The 18,517-nt window shown below is 39.9% G+C and carries 20 protein-coding genes and 2 pseudogenes; 3 read left to right on the forward strand and 19 right to left on the reverse strand.

The window, feature by feature from the left end; all coding sequences use genetic code 11:
• Positions 1–3: 3 nt before the first annotated feature.
• From accB to WD019_RS06185, 13 genes are all read right to left on the reverse strand, one after another.
• Positions 4–507, reverse strand: a complete 504-nt coding sequence (gene accB / locus WD019_RS06125) for an acetyl-CoA carboxylase biotin carboxyl carrier protein (protein ID WP_026676819.1) — start codon at positions 505–507, stop codon at positions 4–6.
• Between the two features lie 227 nt (positions 508–734).
• A complete protein-coding gene (locus WD019_RS06130) occupies positions 735–1,274 on the reverse strand; it encodes a SpoIIIAH-like family protein (RefSeq protein ID WP_026676818.1) in 540 nt (179 codons plus the stop codon).
• Between the two features lies 1 nt (position 1,275).
• Complete coding sequence (gene spoIIIAG / locus WD019_RS06135) at positions 1,276–1,983, reverse strand: stage III sporulation protein AG (protein ID WP_051291332.1); 708 nt, start codon at positions 1,981–1,983, stop codon at positions 1,276–1,278.
• Entirely contained in the window at positions 1,920–2,567 is a 648-nt protein-coding gene (spoIIIAF, locus tag WD019_RS06140; RefSeq protein WP_051291330.1) for a stage III sporulation protein AF, read from the reverse strand. The genes spoIIIAG and spoIIIAF overlap by 64 nt, the downstream gene beginning before the upstream one ends.
• Positions 2,568–2,585: 18 nt before the next feature.
• Positions 2,586–3,767 carry a stage III sporulation protein AE gene (spoIIIAE, locus tag WD019_RS06145; protein WP_035350319.1) on the reverse strand — a complete coding sequence of 394 codons (1,182 nt, stop codon included), beginning with the start codon at positions 3,765–3,767 and terminating at the stop codon, positions 2,586–2,588.
• 31 nt (positions 3,768–3,798) lie between these two features.
• Positions 3,799–4,194: a stage III sporulation protein AD gene (spoIIIAD, locus tag WD019_RS06150; RefSeq protein WP_026676814.1), complete on the reverse strand. Its 396-nt coding sequence runs from the start codon at positions 4,192–4,194 to the stop codon at positions 3,799–3,801.
• A gap of 32 nt (positions 4,195–4,226) precedes the next feature.
• Positions 4,227–4,430 (reverse strand): stage III sporulation protein AC, encoded by a 204-nt coding sequence (gene spoIIIAC / locus WD019_RS06155; protein WP_026676813.1) that lies wholly within the window; start codon positions 4,428–4,430, stop codon positions 4,227–4,229.
• Between the two features lie 19 nt (positions 4,431–4,449).
• Positions 4,450–4,962 carry a stage III sporulation protein SpoIIIAB gene (gene spoIIIAB / locus WD019_RS06160; protein WP_425710930.1) on the reverse strand — a complete coding sequence of 171 codons (513 nt, stop codon included), beginning with the start codon at positions 4,960–4,962 and terminating at the stop codon, positions 4,450–4,452.
• Complete coding sequence (gene spoIIIAA, locus WD019_RS06165) at positions 4,959–5,900, reverse strand: stage III sporulation protein AA (RefSeq protein ID WP_026676811.1); 942 nt, start codon at positions 5,898–5,900, stop codon at positions 4,959–4,961. The genes spoIIIAB and spoIIIAA overlap by 4 nt, the downstream gene beginning before the upstream one ends.
• A gap of 118 nt (positions 5,901–6,018) precedes the next feature.
• A complete protein-coding gene (gene efp / locus WD019_RS06170; protein ID WP_026676810.1) occupies positions 6,019–6,576 on the reverse strand; it encodes an elongation factor P in 558 nt (185 codons plus the stop codon).
• 47 nt (positions 6,577–6,623) lie between these two features.
• On the reverse strand, positions 6,624–7,700 hold the full coding sequence (locus WD019_RS06175; RefSeq protein WP_026676809.1) for a M24 family metallopeptidase: 1,077 nt from the start codon (positions 7,698–7,700) through the stop codon (positions 6,624–6,626).
• Between the two features lie 11 nt (positions 7,701–7,711).
• The gene (gene aroQ / locus WD019_RS06180; RefSeq protein ID WP_026676808.1) at positions 7,712–8,143 is read right to left on the reverse strand and encodes a type II 3-dehydroquinate dehydratase; all 432 of its coding nucleotides are present in this window, start codon (positions 8,141–8,143) and stop codon (positions 7,712–7,714) included.
• Positions 8,144–8,217: 74 nt separating this feature from the next.
• Positions 8,218–8,712, reverse strand: coding sequence for a YqhR family membrane protein (locus tag WD019_RS06185; protein ID WP_425710931.1), 495 nt, complete (start codon positions 8,710–8,712; stop codon positions 8,218–8,220).
• A gap of 203 nt (positions 8,713–8,915) precedes the next feature.
• Between WD019_RS06185 and WD019_RS06190 the strand changes: the two genes are divergently transcribed.
• Entirely contained in the window at positions 8,916–9,863 is a 948-nt protein-coding gene (locus WD019_RS06190) for a DUF1385 domain-containing protein (protein WP_026676806.1), read from the forward strand.
• A 21-nt stretch (positions 9,864–9,884) separates the two neighbouring features.
• Positions 9,885–10,229: an SA1362 family protein gene (locus WD019_RS06195; protein ID WP_026676805.1), complete on the forward strand. Its 345-nt coding sequence runs from the start codon at positions 9,885–9,887 to the stop codon at positions 10,227–10,229.
• Here WD019_RS06195 and WD019_RS06200 read toward each other — a convergent pair.
• From WD019_RS06200 to WD019_RS06220, 5 genes and pseudogenes are all read right to left on the reverse strand, one after another.
• Positions 10,226–11,155, reverse strand: coding sequence for a patatin-like phospholipase family protein (locus WD019_RS06200; RefSeq protein ID WP_051291328.1), 930 nt, complete (start codon positions 11,153–11,155; stop codon positions 10,226–10,228). The genes WD019_RS06195 and WD019_RS06200 overlap by 4 nt on opposite strands.
• Positions 11,156–11,303: 148 nt before the next feature.
• On the reverse strand, positions 11,304–11,735 hold the full coding sequence (gene mntR, locus WD019_RS06205; protein WP_026676804.1) for a transcriptional regulator MntR: 432 nt from the start codon (positions 11,733–11,735) through the stop codon (positions 11,304–11,306).
• Positions 11,736–11,876: 141 nt separating this feature from the next.
• Positions 11,877–13,649, reverse strand: a pseudogene (locus tag WD019_RS06210) (vitamin B12-dependent ribonucleotide reductase); the annotation flags it as partial.
• Positions 13,650–14,064: 415 nt separating this feature from the next.
• Positions 14,065–14,853, reverse strand: a pseudogene (locus WD019_RS06215) (ribonucleotide reductase N-terminal alpha domain-containing protein); the annotation flags it as partial.
• A 343-nt stretch (positions 14,854–15,196) separates the two neighbouring features.
• Positions 15,197–16,033, reverse strand: coding sequence for a lipoate--protein ligase family protein (locus tag WD019_RS06220; RefSeq protein WP_026676803.1), 837 nt, complete (start codon positions 16,031–16,033; stop codon positions 15,197–15,199).
• 173 nt (positions 16,034–16,206) lie between these two features.
• Between WD019_RS06220 and WD019_RS06225 the strand changes: the two genes are divergently transcribed.
• The gene (locus tag WD019_RS06225; protein WP_425710932.1) at positions 16,207–16,587 is read left to right on the forward strand and encodes a rhodanese-like domain-containing protein; all 381 of its coding nucleotides are present in this window, start codon (positions 16,207–16,209) and stop codon (positions 16,585–16,587) included.
• Positions 16,588–16,728: 141 nt separating this feature from the next.
• Here the strand turns inward: WD019_RS06225 and WD019_RS06230 are convergent, their stop codons facing one another.
• Positions 16,729–18,492, reverse strand: a complete 1,764-nt coding sequence (locus WD019_RS06230; RefSeq protein WP_119414451.1) for a hypothetical protein — start codon at positions 18,490–18,492, stop codon at positions 16,729–16,731.
• Positions 18,493–18,517: the final 25 nt, after the last annotated feature.

Raw genomic sequence — 18,517 nt, forward strand, 5'->3', positions numbered from 1 at the left:
CCTCTATTCCGCTTTTACTAAAAACAGAGGCTGCCCGTATTCCACCAATTGGCCATTTTCCACCAGGATTTCAACGATTTCACCGTTTACTTCGGCTTCGATTTCATTAAAGAGCTTCATCGCTTCAATAATACAAACAATCGAATCTTTTGAGATTTTATCTCCAACTTTTACATAAGCCGGGCTGTCTGGAGATGGGGATGAGTAAAAAGTTCCAACCATCGGCGATTCAATTTTATGTAAGTTTTCATTTTTGTCTTCTTTCGGTTCACTTTGCTGAACCTCTTTTTCTGCCGGTTGCGGCTGCATTTGGGTTGCTTGAGGAGCCGGCATTTGAGGCGGTTGAACAAAAATCGGCGTTTCCGCATTCGGGATTACTTTCGGTTCAACCGTCGCTTCATTTTTCTTTAAGACAATTTTTGTCCCTTCATTTTCAAACTGAAATTCATCGATGCTAGATTTGTCGATTAGTTTGATCAATTCCCTGATTTCCTGTATTTTCAACATAAAAATCCAACTCCTTCTTTCAACAAAAATCCTATTTAAAAAAGATAACTATAGGACAAACTTTTAAATTGGCACCTTCTATTGTAACCAGGTACTAGCATTAATAAATAATACCACATCCAATTCATATTGGATAGCTACCTACTATCATACTAACCTAAATTCCAAAAAAACTTAAGTGTTGTCTTTTTTTTGTTGACAAAAAAATAAAACCGGGAATTCCCGGTTCATTTTGCAGGCTGGTATTCTACGGCTACTACTCCGGTGCCAAGCTGCGCTTTTGCTTTATTCATTATTTCTACCGCCGCTTTTGCTGATGGCTTTTTATTTGCCTTCACGATAATTCTCACCTGGTTATTGTCCGTATCCGTATTGACAAGCACATCTTTATAGCCCATCGTTTCAATTAATGTTTCAAGCGTCTGTTCTTTCATCGATAATTTTTCTAACTTCTGTATTTCTGCCTGGGCTTGAGCTTGCTTTTCCGCAGATACGTTTGAAGAAGCTGCAATTGTTGTAAGGTGCTCTCTCAATTTGTCACGGTCTTCCTGGCGCTGCAGACGAAGGGCGGTAAATGAATCGCCTGAGTTGGCGAGCTCAACCGTGTTGCTTTTTGCCGCCTTTTCTTTTTGCGAAAGCTTGTCTTTTTCTTTATTAAGATACGCCATATCATCATTGTTCGCCGGAGCTAGAATGTAATAAACGGAAAGAACAATAATTAAACTGAGCATCGTCAACAACCAGACAGTCTGTTTTTTCAAAAGCATGTTATTCCCCCTCACTTTTTTTCGGTTCAACCGAAACACGATTCGATCCAATGTTAAACACTTTCGTTACCGCATCAATAATCATTGCCTTGACTTCAATGTTCTCCGCCCCTTCTGCAACGACTAATACCCCCCGGACGGCCGGTTTTTCAGTAGATGTGATAATCGGCTCCTCGCGGTCACCGTTTTTCACCATGACCACTTCGTCATCATCTTTTACATCTTCAATCGTTCGTTTTCCTCCATTTTTATCTTCTTCGTTGGTCGTTTGGCTCTGGCGATTTTTATTGCGCTCAACTAATTTTTTCTCGGACGTTTCTAGACTGACCATCACTTCAACTTTTCCTACTCCATGTATATGTTCAATCATTTCTTTTAATTGATTTTCATAATCTTTTTCATAATCCTGCATCTTTTTAGAAGAAAGTTTTGTATTGCCGATTGTTTGTTTTGTTTGATCTTCCTTACCTGTTGACATTGTCGTAAGCGCCGACTCTTCGGAAGGAGAAGAAGATGTCCATTTGCTGAGCAGCATAAACCCTAAGCCGGCAATTAATAATAGTAGAATAAATGTATGCGGCTTTCCGGGCTTTTTCTTTCCTACTCCAAACAGGTCCATTAACGATCCAAACTTTCCATTGTTTTTTACTGCGATGATCCTTCTCCTCCTTCCAAGTAAAAATGAATTTTCTCTTTTTCGATTTGCCATTTTTTTGCTAAATCATCCTGTGCCGGCCCCAGGTTTGTAGCCTCTTTTTGTTTTTCGTTCTTTGCCGGCAAAGACGTGTCAATTTGAACATCTTCTACGTTAGATACTGCAATATCTTTTTTAGAATCGCCTTTTGCCACAAATACATTAACTTCTTTCAACTGTTTCGGATCCAATTGATTACCCACGGCGGATCCGTCCTTTGCAATTAATTCAACCTTCTTTACGGCTAATCCATACTTTTTCATCATCTCCCCTGTGATTTGTTTCTTCATTTGCTCTTCTGTTATATTTAATACATATGCACCTTGTGAAGCTTGTATATCTTTTTTCTTCAAATCTATTGAATTTTTCATTTCCTCCTCATTCGCCTCTGAATGGATACCCATTGCTGAAAATACCTGGTTAATATCCGATCCCGCAAACTTTAAAATAGGGTTTAATATCGCAAGGATAAGAAGCAGACCGACGACCATTTTAATATATTTTTGAAAACTCGTATTCGGCAAAAGCAAGTCCAAAATCGTGGCAAATAAAATAATTAAAATGATGTTTGTTACCCATTCCGTAATCATTTTCATCATATCGATTCCTCCCTAATTCTACCGAATCATGAGAGAGAGATTTCCGCTTGCAACAATGACAGTGATCGCTAAAAAAAACATAAGGGAAACGGTTGCAAGAGCCGCAAAGATAAACATCACGCTTTTTCCAATAATTTCGAGACATTTAATAATCGGCCCACCGCCAAGAGGTTGAAGAATGGCTGCTGCCAGTTGATAAATCAAACCAAGAGCGAGCACTTTAATGGCTGGAAACAGTGCGATTAATAGCAAGATCGCAACTCCGACTACGCCAACCGTATTTTTGAGCAAAAGCGAAGCGCTCATTACCGTATCCGCTGCATCCGTAAACATTTTGCCAATGACTGGAATAAAATTACCCGTGACAAACTTTGCCGCTTTGATCGTAATTCCATCTGAAATTGCGGTTGTTGCCCCTTGTACGCTAATGACGCCAAGGAAAACAGTAAAAAAGACCCCGAGCGCACTCATTCCAACCGTCCGTAAAAGTTTAGCCAGTTGTGTCACTTTATAATGTTCAGATAACGTGCTGACTAAACTGAGTATCGCGGACAACAAGAAAAGCGGAAGGACAAAGCTGTTGATTAAAATTCCGCTTGAATTCACGAGAAATACAATAATCGGATGAAAGAATGAAACGGAGGCGACGCTCCCGATCGTTGCCATTAATGCAAGCAATAGCGGCATGAGAGCAATCATAAAATGCATCATGTTGGCGATCGCCTCTTTTACATAGTCAATAGCGACATGAAAGCTGTTTAGGGCAAAGATGATGATCACCATGTAAATGATCGCATAAGCAACTTTGCTGATGTTATGTTGTTCAAATGCGTTTTGAATCGATTGTAGCATCATGCTAAATACGGTGAGGAGAATGAGTGTGCCAAGCAATTTTCCGTGAACGAGCAGTTCATGAAATAGAAATTTCAAAATGCCTATCGCCCACTCTTTAAAGCTAAACGTCTTTTCTCCTTTCACAAAATCCATGAAACTTCCTTTTTGGCTTTCCGGCAAAAAACCGCCATATTCTTCTGCCACTTTTGTCCAATATTCTTTAATTTCATCGATTCCAAGGCTATTTAACTGCTCGTCGATCATTTCATCTTTCATTGATGCCGCCCTGGCGGAGGTCGTGTCCGTAAAGATGATGAAGACTGCGCACAAAAAGATAAAGAGGAACAGTATTTTTCTTTTCTTAATCTGGACCACCTCCCCGGCTCATTTTTCAAGCTTATTTCGGCAATAGTTGAACAACCGTTTCGATGATGACTGTTAAAATTGGCAGGGCCATGACGAGGATTAATATTTTTCCGGCGAGTTCAATCTTTGAAGCAATGGAGCCTTGTCCGGCATCTTTTGCTAATTGGGTACCGAATTCAGCGATGTACGCAATTCCAATGATTTTTAAGATCGTCTCAACGTACACCATGTTCAATTGGGCATTGGACGCAAGCTTCTCAAGCATTCGGAAAATAACGCTAATCTTGTCAATTAAGAAAAGGAAGATTCCAATCCCTACAACAAGTGTTAAAATAAAGGCAAAAGACGCTTTTTGTTCCTTCAGTACGAGAGCGAGAAAAGTAGCGATTAACCCTAGTCCTACAATTTGAATAATTTCAATGTTAATAACCTCCCTCTTTCAAGCGTACTTGCTAAAGTTTATTTAAAAAGAAAAACGCCTTTCACCTTTTGAAATAGATCGTCTAATAGTGAAATAACTAAAAACAATGCAACGACAAAGCCAATAAGTGTCACCCAGTGGGCATAATCTTCTTTACCGATCATTTTTAACACACTATGAAACATCGCTACGATGATCCCTAATCCGGCGATCTGAAAGACGATATTGACGTCAAAGCCCATTTTAAAATCCCCCTATTTTTCAAATGAGTAAAATGATCAGTAATAAACCCGTTAAGAAACCTAAACTTTTGAACATTTTTTCATATTTGACTTGCGCATCTTTCGCTTCACTTAATTCCCTTTCAAGATGAGTTAACGCTAACTTGATTTGTTTTTGTTGATTTTGCCGATCATGCCTGCCCAATGTAGCACCGAATTGTCTCAAAATCTCTAACTCATTATTTTTTAATGCCAATTGATGGCGGTTTTCGTTAATGGCTTCATCCCATGCTTGTTGAACGGTCGTCGATTTTGCAGTGAGCTTCTCGGACACCATTCGGAAAAAGTCCGAGGTCGGCCCATGAAGCTGTTCGCTTAAATGCAAAAACGCCTCATCAAGCGGTATTAAGCCATACATAATCTCAGCTTCTAATGATTGTAGCGCTACTTTGAAATTTCGCAGCTGCTTCGTTCGGTCCGTTACTTTTTTCGCCAATTCAAATCCCATCCAGGTTGATGCTGCAAGAATACAGATTGCACCAAGCCAATTCATCGCCTAAGCCTGCTTTCTGTAATGTTTTCCAACTTTGAATTATAGATCGTTCGAACTGTGCCCGGACCGTTTAACCGAGTTAATTCTACATAGCGGTCAAAAAGTTCCATCTCAATTAGCTTTAATATCGTCGGCCTTTTCATAACGCTTTCCAGCGAAAATCCATGAGCCGTCATCATCATGACAACACCGGCATTCATCGCCTCTAAAATGGCTTCACTATCTTCTTTACGACCGATTTCATCAACAATCAACACTTCAGGGCTCATCGAACGAATTAACATCATCATCCCTTCCGCTTTCGGACAGGCATCAAGAACATCGACCCGTTTCCCTAACGGATGTTGAGGGATTCCTTTCACGCATCCGGCAATTTCAGATCGTTCGTCCACAATTCCCACTTTTTTCGATGGGATTGCTTTCGGCTCGACCCCCATACTAACGATACGTGTCAAATCTCTTAACATCGTAGTTTTCCCTGTTTGTGGAGCACCAATAATTAATGTGTTAAGCCAGCGCCCGCTTGCGAATAAGTAAGGAACCAGTGAGTCAGCGACGCCCGTCTTAGCTCTCGCAATTCGAATATTGTATGAACTAATATCTCGAATGGCTTTCACAGTTCCTTTTTCCGTAATCACTTTTCCTGCCAGTCCAACTCTATGTCCACCGCGAATGGTGATATATCCTTGTTTCAACTCTTCCTCAAGCGCATAAAGAGAAAAGTGACTTAATTGATTGATTAACTGGGCACCGTCTTCACTTGAAACAACATATGGGCGCCCATACATTAACGGATATTCCGGTCTTCCATTCACAATGAATTCAAGAGGCTGGTTTAATCGGATGCGAATTTCCTCAATTTGCGCTTGTTTAGCTTCGGGATAGTCGGCTACGAGACATTTCATAGAATCCGGGAGTACAGCTAGTACATCTTTCAAAGCCACCACTCCATAAAAGAAATTAGTACTATAACCTATGGCTTTTCCAATCGTTTTATGACCTAGAAAAAAGAAAAAAGCCTCATTCCGTATATTGGAATGAAGCTTTCTCTTTTCTTTATGCCCTTGATACGTATTGTCCGGTACGTGTATCGATTACTAGCTTGTCGCCCTGGTTAATAAAGAAAGGAACTTGGACAACTAATCCCGTTTCTAATGTTGCAGGCTTTGAACCACCAGATGCAGTGTCCCCTTTAATTCCAGGTTCAGTTTCAGTTACTTCTAGTTCAACCGTGTTCGGCAGCTCGACCCCGATCGTTTCACCTTGATAAGTCATAATGTGGACAGTCATGTTTTCAAGCAAGAATTTCAATTCATGCTCAATTTGTTTTGCCGGCAATTCAATTTGTTCATATGTTTCGTTATCCATAAACACATAAGAATCACCAGAAGCGTACAAATATTGCATTCTGCGGTTTTCAATATGAGCTTTCGCCACTTTTTCGCCGCCGCGGAACGTTTTTTCTTGAATGGATCCGGACCTTAAATTACGAAGCTTGGAGCGGACAAATGCTGCCCCTTTTCCCGGCTTTACATGCTGAAATTCAAGCACTTGCCAGATGTCCCCATCCACTTCAATCGTTAATCCCGTTTTAAAATCGTTTACTGAAATCATGTCTTTTCCTCCCTGTTTGCTAGCGGGCCAAAGCCGCCTTAAAAAACCTAATCTCCCAGGATAATTAAATCTTTTCGAGAATGCGTAAGTATTTCATTGCCATCTTTCGTAATTAAAATGTCATCTTCAATGCGCACGCCTCCTAAACCAGATATATAAATCCCCGGTTCAACCGTTACAACCATTCCTGGCTTAAGGACCATATCAGATTTAGCGGATAGCGAAGGGCCTTCATGAACTTCGAGCCCAATTCCATGCCCTGTCGAATGGCCAAAATAGTCACCATATCCTTTTTGCGCGATAATGTCTCTCGTTAAAGCATCCGCTTCTCGTCCAGTTATTCCTGGTTTAATCTTTTCCACTCCGTTTAACTGTGCCTCATATACGACATCATATATCGCTTTCAGTTCCTCAGATACTTGACCGACTGCCACTGTTCTTGTTATATCAGAACAATATCCTTTGTAGTATGCCCCAAAATCAAGTGTGACCAATTCTCCTTCTTGGATGATTTTGTCTGAGGCAACACCGTGGGGCAGAGCGGAGCGATATCCTGAAGCGACAATCGTATTAAACGAAGAAGAAGTTGCGCCATTTTTTCTCATGACAAATTCCAATTCATTTCGAACATCAAGTTCACTTATTCCCGGTTTAATGAAATTTGTAATATGTGAAAAAGCGCTGTCTGCAATCTCAGCTGCTTCCTTTAATATCTTAATCTCTTGTGAATCCTTTATCAAGCGCAATTTTTCAACGATGCCTGAAGTAGGCACAAAAGTGGCATTTATCCCGGATAATTCATTTTCATAAGTGCGGTATTCAGAGTACGTAAGATACTCCTGTTCAAATCCAAGCCGCGTAATCCCCAGTTCATGTGCAACTTTCGCCACTTCTATTGGAACCGATGATGTATGTAAAACGATATCAAACTCTTTTGCTTGCTCCTTAGCTTGATCCATATAGCGGAAGTCCGTGATCAATTTTGCCTCTTTTTCAGAGATGACGAGAACACCGGCCGTTCCCGTAAATCCGCTTATGTATTTACGGTTGCTTAAAGACGCGATAAGGATACCATCAATGCCAAACTCTTTAAATTCATATCGAAGTTTCTCTAAACGCTGCATAAGTTTTCCTCCTATTTTTGTGCTAACAATGCATCAATGGCAAGTTCATACCCTTTTAATCCAAAACCTACGATTTGTCCTATTACAACAGGCGCGATGACAGATTCATGCCTGAAAGGTTCTCTTTTATGGACGTTAGAAATATGTACTTCGACAACCGGGGTATTCACACTTGCAATCGCATCACGGATCGCATAACTATAATGTGTGAAGGCTCCGGCATTCAATACAATCCCAATATACTCCCCCATTGATCCGTGAATCCAATCAATGAGGTTTCCTTCATGATTAGACTGTCTGCACTCCACTTCACATTCTTTGCTTTTTCCGTAATCAATTATCCTTTTTTCTAACGTTTCAAGCGTATCGAAACCATATTGGTCAGGTTCCCTCTTTCCGAGCAAATTTAGATTAGGGCCGTTTAACACTAAAATGCGATTCAATTTAAGAGTTCTCCTTTAAATGAAAAATAGAATGTCACATGAACATTCTATCACAGCTCTATTTTTTTGAATAGTTAGCTACTTTTTTGATTATTCGTCCCATATCTTTCCGAGTATTCAAAGGAAATCGTCATTCCAATAAATAAACCATATAAAATAAAAAGACAAAGGGTGGTCACAACGGTATTTTTACCGATTTTATTCATTGGTTCAAGGCCCGGAAAGATTGGATGAAGGACATAAAATACAATAAACCAGAGTACTGTCCCATACAAAATACCGGCCCACATGCTTTTAACTTTTGAGAGAAGAAATCGGTATCCAATAGCTACGAGGATAGAAAGCAGGGCGAGAATAACAACCCCTATTAAATGACCGAGCCACTCGTTTTTCCATTTACCGAGGGCCCACGGCGCAAGAATAAGCGCCGGTCCGACTTTTGTGAAGTTAAGATAATACGCTAAAAATGCGAGTAGGCTCCAAATTAATCCCCCGAAAAATCCAACGCTGATCACTCTGCTCATAAACGAACCATCAGTTTCCATTTGTTGTGATTTTTTGTCTTCCAATTTTTCCGCCTCCTTTTTTTCACATTATGTCCATTTCATTGATTTTTCTTGCATAAAAAACAAATAACCTACTAATAATCGGTGTAAAAATTAAATAAAATGGGAAAAATACAACTAAGAATGATCGTCAGCCTAGAGGATTAAGGTACTTTCCTGTAGAATAAAAGTACCTAAGGAAATTCAATATAGGTTGAGGTGTAAAAATGACAAAAGACAAAACACCGGCATATGGTGGTCAGGCAGTTGTAGAAGGAGTAATGTTTGCCGGTAAACATACGTATGTAACTGCAATTCGAAGAAATGATAATACAATAGAATTCTTTGAAGTGATCAAAAAAGAAAACATCTGGCTTAAACGGTTGAAAAAAGTCCCTATTATCCGGGGCATTGCCGCAATCATCGAAGCCAGTGCAAATGGTACAAAACATTTGAATTTCGCTGCCGAGCGGTTCGGTGTTAATCCTGGCGAAGAAGTCGAAAAACCCCGTGAAACATCAAAAGCTACTTTTTTTCTAAGCTTAGCAGTGATCGGAGTGCTCTCCTTTTTGTTTGGCAAGTTTATCTTTACCCTTGTGCCTGTATTTTTAGCAGCGGCTTTTAAACCAGTCATTTCTGGCCACATCGGTCAAAATTTGCTTGAAGGCCTATTTAAAATATTGTTTTTACTGTCCTATATTTATTTCGTCTCACTTACGCCTACGATTAAACGTGTGTTCCAATACCACGGTGCGGAGCATAAAGTAATTAATACCTTTGAAAACGGGCTTGATTTAACAGTGGCAAATGTTCAGAGTCAATCAAGGCTTCATTATCGTTGCGGGAGTAGTTTCATATTATTTACCGTTGTTGTTGGAGTAATTATTTATTTATTCGTTCCGACAGATCCGCTCTGGTTGCGGGTTTTATATCGGATTTTATTGATTCCGGTCGTTCTTGGTATTTCATTTGAAGTTTTGCAAATCACCAATAAACTACGGGAAATGCCAGTTTTAAAATTTCTTGGTTATCCAGGACTATGGCTCCAATTGTTAACAACGAAAGAACCAATGGACGATCAGGTTGAAGTGGCCATCCTTTCCTTTCAAGAAATGCTTAAGCGAGATGGCGAATATGAACAAACGGTACCGAATCAAAATGAAAAAATTGTTTAATTATTCAAGGAGGTGAACCTTTTGCATCGACAGTTTTTTAATCCGCTCATTTGGGTTATTGTGGCGTTGGCAGTAATTGGGCTTGTTTTTCATTCACCTCAAGGACTATTTACACGTCTGATCATTATTGCTGTAGTTCTTGCAATTGGTTTCTTTCTTTTCCAACGGCTTCGTCCAGGTGAAAAAGGGAAATATGCAAAAGCAGTGAGACAATCGAAGAAAAAATACGGAAATCACCTTTCAATTGCCAAAAAAACTACTTCCTCAAAAGCAAAGACTGCACCATTTAAAAAGCGAAAAAGAGAACATAATTTCACCGTTATTGAAGGGAAAAAAAATAAGAAAAAGAATCGGGCGTCTTTTTAAACCGTCCGATTCTTTTTCTTTTCTATAAACCGCGCTCTGCTTACGATCCAGCGATTTAAAAATTCGTCTGTTCGGTTAAACCCAAAATCGATTAATGATCGTTTCGTTTCTTCAGGCAGTTGAAAATCAATCATTGAAACTTTTTGCGCCGGTATAAAAACGATATCTCTTGCGTCTTGCTTCGAAATATGAAGATTATCATGGGCTTCCCTCATCGTTTCAAAAAGGGCATAAAACATTTCAAAGGCATTTCTAACACGATGCGAAGGAATTTCCTCAAGGTCGGAGCTCAATTGAAAACCTAGAATAGGGCGGATCGACGTTCTATCCTTCCGCTGAAAGAGCCAGATTGGAAAATTGCTCAATACGCCTCCATCGACAATATAACTCTTTTGTCCAAGCCGATTGTATAGCGTAATCGGATAGAAAAAATACGGTATGCTGCAGCTCATCCTGACGGCTCTGGCAATTGAAAAACGTTCCGGTAACAGTCCGTATTCCTCTAAATCGTCAGGTAAAACGACAAGCCTTCCTCTTGAGATGTCGGAAACAACAATTTTAAGCGAACCTTCCGTAATGTCTGCGAACGTTTCAATCCCTCTGGCATTTAAGGCGTCACGAATCCAATTTTCCAGGGCGTCACCTTTAAACAAGCCGAGTTTCCAATACACTTTCAACCAGTTCATAAAAGGAATAGGAATTAATGATTTTTTCTTATCCATAAATTGTTTTAAATCCGTTTGATCAACTAATGTTTCGATGTCCTTTGATTTGTAGCCTGCAGCAACGAGTGCAGCAACGAGTGCGCCGGCGCTCGTTCCGGCAACTCGATTAAACTCAATCCCCCTTCTCTCCACTGCATCTAAAGCGCCGATTAAAGCGATCGCCTTAATCCCGCCGCCAGAAAATACACCGTCAATGATCATCCTTTTCTCCCCCCATATCATCCTAAGCAGGAAGGGACGTACAATATTCTAAAAAAAACAAAAACCGCAAAAGCGTTTTTCATAGAAGGAAGGAGCCAGAATAAATGGACAAGGCGCCACTGAAATAAAAAAACAATCATGACGATTGTCAAGATTGTTCCTGTTCATTTCTTCTTTGCACTTCTTTAAGGTCTTCAACCCGTTTAGGGTCTTCCTCAAAATATTGAAGCAAATCCCCAATCCGGTCGATCGCGTTCCAGCTTAAGTGATGTTCAATCCCTTCAACATCCTGAAAAATATTTTCTTCTTCAACACCGATAACTTTTAAGAAATCTTCCAGCAATTCGTGTCTATATACAAGACGCTTCCCTAATTTTTTCCCGCTTGGGGTTAATACAAATCCACGGTATTTTTCATAAACGAGAAATTTCCCTTTATCAAGTTTTTGAATCATTTTCGTAACCGAGGAGGGATGGACTTCGAGGTTCTCCGCTAGATCTGAAACTCTTGCATATCCTTTTTCTTCAATTAATGAATAAATACGCTCAATATAATCTTCCATACTTGGTGTTGGGGGCATCTAAGTTCCCTCCCATCATTCATTTGTCAGCTTTTACTATTAAAATGATACTATACTCCAATGTGGATGACAAGTAAACATCGCATCTTATCTTTCATATAAAAGAGGCTGAACTAGAACGTTCAACCTCTTTCAACGGGATTACAACCCGCATTTTAATTGGGCATTGCAGTTCGTGCATGTATTGCAGCCGCCGATTTCTTTCACTTTCCCTTTGCGGCAGACCGGACATGTATTACCTACTTCATTGCCGATCGTGACGTCTGTTGCCCGTAAATCCGTGATTGTATCGACGAGGACGACTTTGCTTTTTTCGTCATCCGTACTTAAATTCATTTCCGTTTGTTCAAACGCTTCTTCCGCTTTTAACGTTAGCACCTGGGCGTCGCGGCTTCCGTCGACATAGACCGTACCGCCTTTCGCCCCGCCCCGGTATAGGCGTTCGTATACCTTTTCGACTTGCTCAACGGTATAGCCTTTTGGCGCGTTTACCGTTTTAGAGATGGAGCTGTCCACCCAGCGCTGAATGACGCATTGTGTATCCGCATGCGCTTCCGGCGTTAAATCCATTGCCGCAACAAACCATTCTGGCAAATGATTTTCATCTGCTTCCGGATGTTGATCCAAATATTCCTTCACAATATCCGCTTTGACTTCGATAAACTTCCCTAAGCGGCCGCTACGGAAGTAAGAGAATGAGAAGTAAGGCTCAAGTCCGGTACTCACGCCAACCATGGTTCCAGTGGACCCGGTAGGCGCGACAGTTAATAGATGTGAGTTGCGAATTCCGTGTTTCAGAACTCCCTGGCGAATATCTTCCGGCATCTTCTTCATATAGCCGGTATTGATAAACCGCTCGCGAAGTTCTTTTGTCTCTTCATCCGTTTTGCCAACAAGGAACGGAAAGCTTCCTTTTTCTTTTGCCAATTCGATGGACGTGCGGTAAGCCGTTGTCGCAATCGTTTCAAAAATTTGATCGACGAGCTTGTTTCCTTCTTCCGATCCGTAAACCGTCTCGCAATAAATGAGCAGATCATGCAAGCCCATTACGCCAAGGCCGACACGGCGCTCGCCAAGGGCCTGCTTGCGGTTTGGCTCAAGAAAGTAAGGCGTGGCATCGATGACGTTGTCTTGCATGCGGACACCGACTTCAACCGTTTGTTTCAGCTTTTCAAAGTCGACTTTCTTATTCTTTTTGTCTGCCATATTGCCGAGGTTCACCGCAGCAAGGTTGCAGACAGAGAATGGTGCAAGTGGTTGTTCGCCACATGGGTTTGTCGCAACAACCTTTTGACCGTAAGCTGTTGCATTTGTCATTTCATTGGCATTGTCAATAAAGAAAATGCCAGGTTCAGCTGAATACGTCGCACAAATGTTGATCAAATTCCATAGTTCTTTCGCTTTAATGCGCTTATAGATGCGGATGCCATAGCCCATTTCTTCCCAGACTCTTACATCCCCGATTTCATGCCATTTTTCATTGTAAGCTTTCATTTCTTCAGGCGTGTAATTTTCCACGTCAGGGAAACGGAGCATATACTCTTCGTCTTTTTCAACAGCTTCCATAAATTCTTTCGTAATCGTGACGGAGATGTTCGCTCCAGTTAAAAAGTCTGGATTATGGACGGAATATTTTCCGCCTTCACGAAGCATCATTTCCGCTTCACGGAAGACATCGTCATCAAAGCCGCCTTTGCCAGGAATCTCTTTATAATTTAAGATTCCTTGGTACATCGCACGCTCCGTTCCGGTAAGCGGCGTAAATTTTAACTTATCCTGGGCGACTTGCTTGATCTTCTCATCATTCGTATTCTCAATTAAATAGCGGAGAATCCGCGGGTTTTGCATTTTAGAAATGATGAAATCAATGATATCAGGGTGCCAATCCGCCAGCATGATCATCTGGGCTCCACGCAAATTGTTACTCTCCATTGGAGGGAATGGACATTTCTGCCATTCTCTTGCACTTTCATGCAAGTTCAGACTATATCATCAAAGAAGAAAATTTATTATGAGTTTTTTCTTTAGTTTTTATTTAGTTCTTCTTTGTCTCGCGCCCCATAACCTCGTTGCCGATTGTTATGGTTTACTCGTTCCCTTTCTTTAATTTTAAACACCACCTCTTAAAATGATATCCACATTAAAGCTTTGGGAACTTTCAATAGTCGTTGAACGTTCATCTTCGTTTCCAAAGATGCTTCGCTGCTGATTGCCCATTGTTCCATCTTTAAGATTTTCTGCATTCACGCTCGCTGTTACCAGCCACGTTGTAGCTCCTAAAGCTTTAGGGTGTTCCAGCAATTCGCGAGATTAAGTCGCCATGTTGTTAACGACTGCCGCCCTGCTCAACCAAATGCGTCAGCTTCGCAATGTCATCAAGCCATGATACCGACCCGGATGACTTGCCGTTAACGCCGCGGGCAAGTGCGTTTTTCGGACGGAGCGTCGACCCGTTCGTTCCTACCCCGCCACCTCTCGACATGATTTCCATCACTTGTTTGCGGTGGTCAGAGATGCCTTCACGCGAGTCTTTCACAAACGGCATGACGTAACAGTTAAAGTAAGTGACGTCCGTTTTTGAACCGGCGCCGTAAAGGACACGCCCCGCCGGAATAAAATTCATTTCAGAGAGTTCCTTGTAAAATCGCTCAAATGATTCTTTTCTTTTTTCTTCCGTCGTTTCTACACTGGCAAGGCCGGTTGCGTTGCGTTTCGCTATTTGCTCATAAAAAATCTCAAGCGGTTTGTCCATCACGTCAAGCGGCCGGGTAATAATTCCTGTTTCCGCTTCTTCCGGCTTATCTAAAACACCTTTAAATTCGTCTTCTACACGAACCTGTGCTTTTTTCTCTTCCCAGTTAATGCCGACGATAATTCCAAGCCCTCTTGCTGGAAATTTCGGATCTTCTTTTACCGTCAAAACGACAAAATCGCCGATCTTTAACGTTTTCTTTTCGGTATCTTTGAAACTGTACCGATCAAGCATGACTAATCGGGACACGCCTTTATGCGTAATTTTCATATCGCTAGTAATTGGGTGTACCTGTGGGAATTGTTCGATATCCTTATTTAAGGATTCAATATTAATCCTTGAAGGATCATGTAATGCTACTCCCATCATTCTCCTCCTTTTAGGTTCGCTTTTAACGGCTAGAACTATTATTTCGCTAACCGTCCTCGCTTTCCCTTGTCAATCTTTCAAAAAATTATCAATATGTTGTATGTAAACACACTACCACTATACTATATATAGGTAAACCTATTGTCAAAAGAAAAATTCTGTCAAACGCAGAATTTGGCGAAAAACAGAGATAATAATAGAAATACGGAGAAATTGGGGCTCATTTACTTCCAAATTAAATGAATTCGCAATTGAAAAAGAAGCCCCATTCGAAAACCGTTGATAAAACAGATGTTTCATCTCATCTATAAAAAACCTTCAAAAAATATATTTTTTCGTTTTATCTCCTAAATGTCCAATCTTTATTTCGGTAACGTGATTCAGCTAACTGTTGAACCTCGCTTTCCTGGTCTTCTGTTAACGTGAATGGACATAATTCGATATTTAAGCCTTTTTCAAACCCTTCTTTAAAAGCTTTCTTTGCATCTTCTATTGTCACGGCTTTATCCGTTAATTGGTTAATAGCGACTGCTTTATTTCGAAAAGCCTTTTGCATTCGCTCACGCACCCGTTCGCTCGGGTAGTTAAATAGGTCAAACAGCTTGTCCTCATCTAACTCCAATAAAATTGAACCATGCTGTAAAATGACTCCTTTCTGCCGTGTTTGTGCACTTCCTGCAACTTTTCTGCCTTCGACAACAAGTTCGTACCAGGAAGGAGCGTCAAAACAAACGGCAGATCGGGGATTTTTCAGCCCCTCCCTTTCCTCCTCGGTTCTCGGGACAGCAAAATAGGCATCAAGCCCTAGATTTTTAAAGCCTTCAAGAATACCTTCAGAAATAACACGATAAGCTTCGGTGACCGACTGTGGCATCTGCGGATGTGCTTCGGAGACAATGACGCTGTACGTTAGCTCTTTGTCATGCAATACCCCTCTTCCGCCTGTCGGACGGCGAACAAAGCCGAGCCCATAATTGCGAACAGCTTCCAGGTTGATTTCCTTTTCAACTTTTTGAAAATACCCGATCGATAATGTAGCCGGGTTCCATCCGTAAAAACGGATGACAGGAGCAATCTTCCCTTCGCTATGCCATGTTAATAACATTTCATCCATCGCCATATTATAGGCCGGATCACAATTGCCTGAGTCGATAAATAACCATTGTTCTTTTTTCACTTTATGTCATCCTCTCATTCACGTACTCTAGTGTACCAAATCAAAAAGAAAAACGCTCGCGTTTTTCTTTTGTATTTGTGGAAACAAATGTTTCCTCAAACGCAAAATTTTTTTTGATTCTCATTTAATAGATAGCTATAATTAGTATAGACATTGTAAAGGAGTGCAAAGAAATGGATTGGATCATTCTTCTGGTTTTAGTTGTAGCCTTAATCACATATTTTGTTGGTACAGCCCTTTACCGGAAAACGTATTTACAAACATTAACCGAAGAGGACTTTCGAGCAGGTTACCGTAAAGCCCAGCTAATTGACGTACGGGAGCCTGATGAATTTAAAAACGGCCATATTTTAGGCGCGAGAAATATCCCTCTCACACAAATGAGGCAGCGGCTTGGCGAAATTCGAAACGACCAGCCAATTTACCTTTATTGCGAAAGCGGAATGCGAAGCGCAAGAGCTGCACAATTTCTAAAAAAGAAAAAATACAGCCAGCTTTATCATCTAAAAGGCGGTTTCAAAAAATGGACTGGCAAAGTTAAAAAATCTAAATAAAAATAGCCCGGAAAGAAGCGTTCACTTAGGGATTGAAGAAAAAACTAAAGTGAACAGCTTCAAGCGGGGCAAAAGTAAAAGACCAGCCACAATCAGGCATGAATGCTTGAAGCGGCTGGTCTTTTTGATCGATTATCATTTCTAAATGGATACCTTGAGCAAGGCATCATAGTTATGAATTTTAATAGCATTTTTGTTGTAGTCAAAATTCAGTTTATCAAGTTTATCTGATAAGCATTTTTTAGCATACGAAGGATTGCTATCAGTGTTTTTTGCTTCTAGTAACATAATTTGTTCTGACTTTCTCATTGGATGAATAACCATCCCATCAAATTCACTTAATTTCTTTCCAGGCAAATCTTTTTGATAAATTAATATGCTTGAAGGTATTGTAATACTCGTATCATTAATGTCATCTTGTATTAGACAGTCAAGCATAAATTCCACTTCATGACGTTCATCGGTATTTCCATTCCCTTTTGCTAAAAGGGATTTAATTTCAGCAGTGCGTTGCCTCTTACCTCGTGTGCATAACACACAAATTTCAGGGTCAACTGTTGCTTTAATTACGACTGGATTTTCGCCAAATAAATAATAGAGAAAAAATTTACTGGCGAGTAAATATCGTATGTCTGCATTTGATGGGTGCGCAACTCGGCGCAAATATTTAATTGTAGATTTTAATACTCTAAACGATGTAAGAGCTTTATTCTGGCAATTCTTTTTTATTGAAACAAGTATTGTTCGTTCTCCAGAATTTCGATCGTAGTATCCTACTCTTGAGTTATTTATACGTTCCAATTCCAACAACAATCCTTGTGATAATTTTTTGTCCTCAGCAGTAAATGTTAATTTCAGAATAGCATCTGGTGAATAATCACGTGTTTGGCGATGCTGTTTATTAAAAATGCTTTTTGAACATAACCAAAAATCAGAATAGTATTCTTTATACTTAATACTCTCATCTTTAGATAAAGTATTGACGATTTTTCGTGATATTCTATAGTAGCAAATAGCGTTTGAATTCTCATTATAAACTGTGTCATCAAGCATTTTCCCAATAGAAGTAATTAATCGATTTGCAGGTAATTGATCATTATAAATTGATAATAACTCATGAAATAGGATAAGAACCGCTTCTTTATTGCACAAGTCAATTGTAATGGGCATATTTGCAATTTGTAAGTCATAAGCGATATAGGAAACATTGCGAACAGAGCGAAAAACTTTAAATATAAAATGCAGTTTACTACTATCACTAATTGAGTTTTCATTAAGATATGCATATATAAGTTCCTGTGCCAATATGACAGATTGTTTGCTCTGATCACAACGTTCAAGGACAAGTAATGAATTCAATAAATGTAGCCTATGATAATTTTGCTCACTCAATAAAGACTCTGCAGCTACTCTAAATCGATGGCTATTAGAACTATTCAATAGTTTATTTCTAAAATCCACATTTTCCTCTGCAAGCATTACAACTGCTCGCGAAGCAGTAAAGGTATTATAAAAATGTCCTAGATTATAAGCAATTGTAAGGATTTGCAACATATCCCCCACAGTTGGATTTTCTTTTTCTGATATATATTGCATATTATCCCCAAATTCCTTACCCTTCACAGGGTTATTATATGTTAGCTCGAGCTTGGTCTGTAAATTTTTCTTTATTAGCTGATGAAAATATAATTGTAATACAGTATAGTCAAATCGAGATTTCCTTAGATTTTTGGGAACTCTAATAACACCAAGCTGAGGGGTATCTTTTAGGCGCTGAATAATACCAATTTTTGATAATTCATTATATAGCTCAGTTGCATAATTGTATAAATCAACTTTTACTTTTAAGTTGCTTTTTCTTGGTTTTTGTTTCGGAAGTAAATCATGTTCAATAATCTTTCCCATTCAAAATGCTCCTTTATCATACGGT

It is taken from the genome of Fictibacillus sp. Mic-4 (assembly GCF_049843615.1).
Lineage (GTDB): Bacteria > Bacillota > Bacilli > Bacillales > Fictibacillaceae > Fictibacillus_A > Fictibacillus_A gelatini.

What these genes read in the sequence shown, in the direction of transcription:
- accB (WP_026676819.1), bottom strand. Translation starts at nt 507, where the DNA reads ATGTTGAAAATACAGGAAATCAGGGAATTGATCAAACTAATCGACAAA.
- WD019_RS06230 (WP_119414451.1), bottom strand. Translation starts at nt 18,492, where the DNA reads ATGGGAAAGATTATTGAACATGATTTACTTCCGAAACAAAAACCAAGA.
- WD019_RS06190 (WP_026676806.1), top strand. Translation starts at nt 8,916, where the DNA reads ATGACAAAAGACAAAACACCGGCATATGGTGGTCAGGCAGTTGTAGAA.
- WD019_RS06225 (WP_425710932.1), top strand. Translation starts at nt 16,207, where the DNA reads ATGGATTGGATCATTCTTCTGGTTTTAGTTGTAGCCTTAATCACATAT.
- spoIIIAB (WP_425710930.1), bottom strand. Translation starts at nt 4,962, where the DNA reads ATGAATTGGCTTGGTGCAATCTGTATTCTTGCAGCATCAACCTGGATG.
- spoIIIAG (WP_051291332.1), bottom strand. Translation starts at nt 1,983, where the DNA reads ATGGCAAATCGAAAAAGAGAAAATTCATTTTTACTTGGAAGGAGGAGA.
- spoIIIAC (WP_026676813.1), bottom strand. Translation starts at nt 4,430, where the DNA reads ATGGGCTTTGACGTCAATATCGTCTTTCAGATCGCCGGATTAGGGATC.
- efp (WP_026676810.1), bottom strand. Translation starts at nt 6,576, where the DNA reads ATGATTTCAGTAAACGATTTTAAAACGGGATTAACGATTGAAGTGGAT.
- WD019_RS06130 (WP_026676818.1), bottom strand. Translation starts at nt 1,274, where the DNA reads ATGCTTTTGAAAAAACAGACTGTCTGGTTGTTGACGATGCTCAGTTTA.
- WD019_RS06200 (WP_051291328.1), bottom strand. Translation starts at nt 11,155, where the DNA reads ATGATCATTGACGGTGTATTTTCTGGCGGCGGGATTAAGGCGATCGCT.
- spoIIIAF (WP_051291330.1), bottom strand. Translation starts at nt 2,567, where the DNA reads ATGATGAAAATGATTACGGAATGGGTAACAAACATCATTTTAATTATT.
- mntR (WP_026676804.1), bottom strand. Translation starts at nt 11,735, where the DNA reads ATGCCCCCAACACCAAGTATGGAAGATTATATTGAGCGTATTTATTCA.
- WD019_RS06175 (WP_026676809.1), bottom strand. Translation starts at nt 7,700, where the DNA reads ATGCAGCGTTTAGAGAAACTTCGATATGAATTTAAAGAGTTTGGCATT.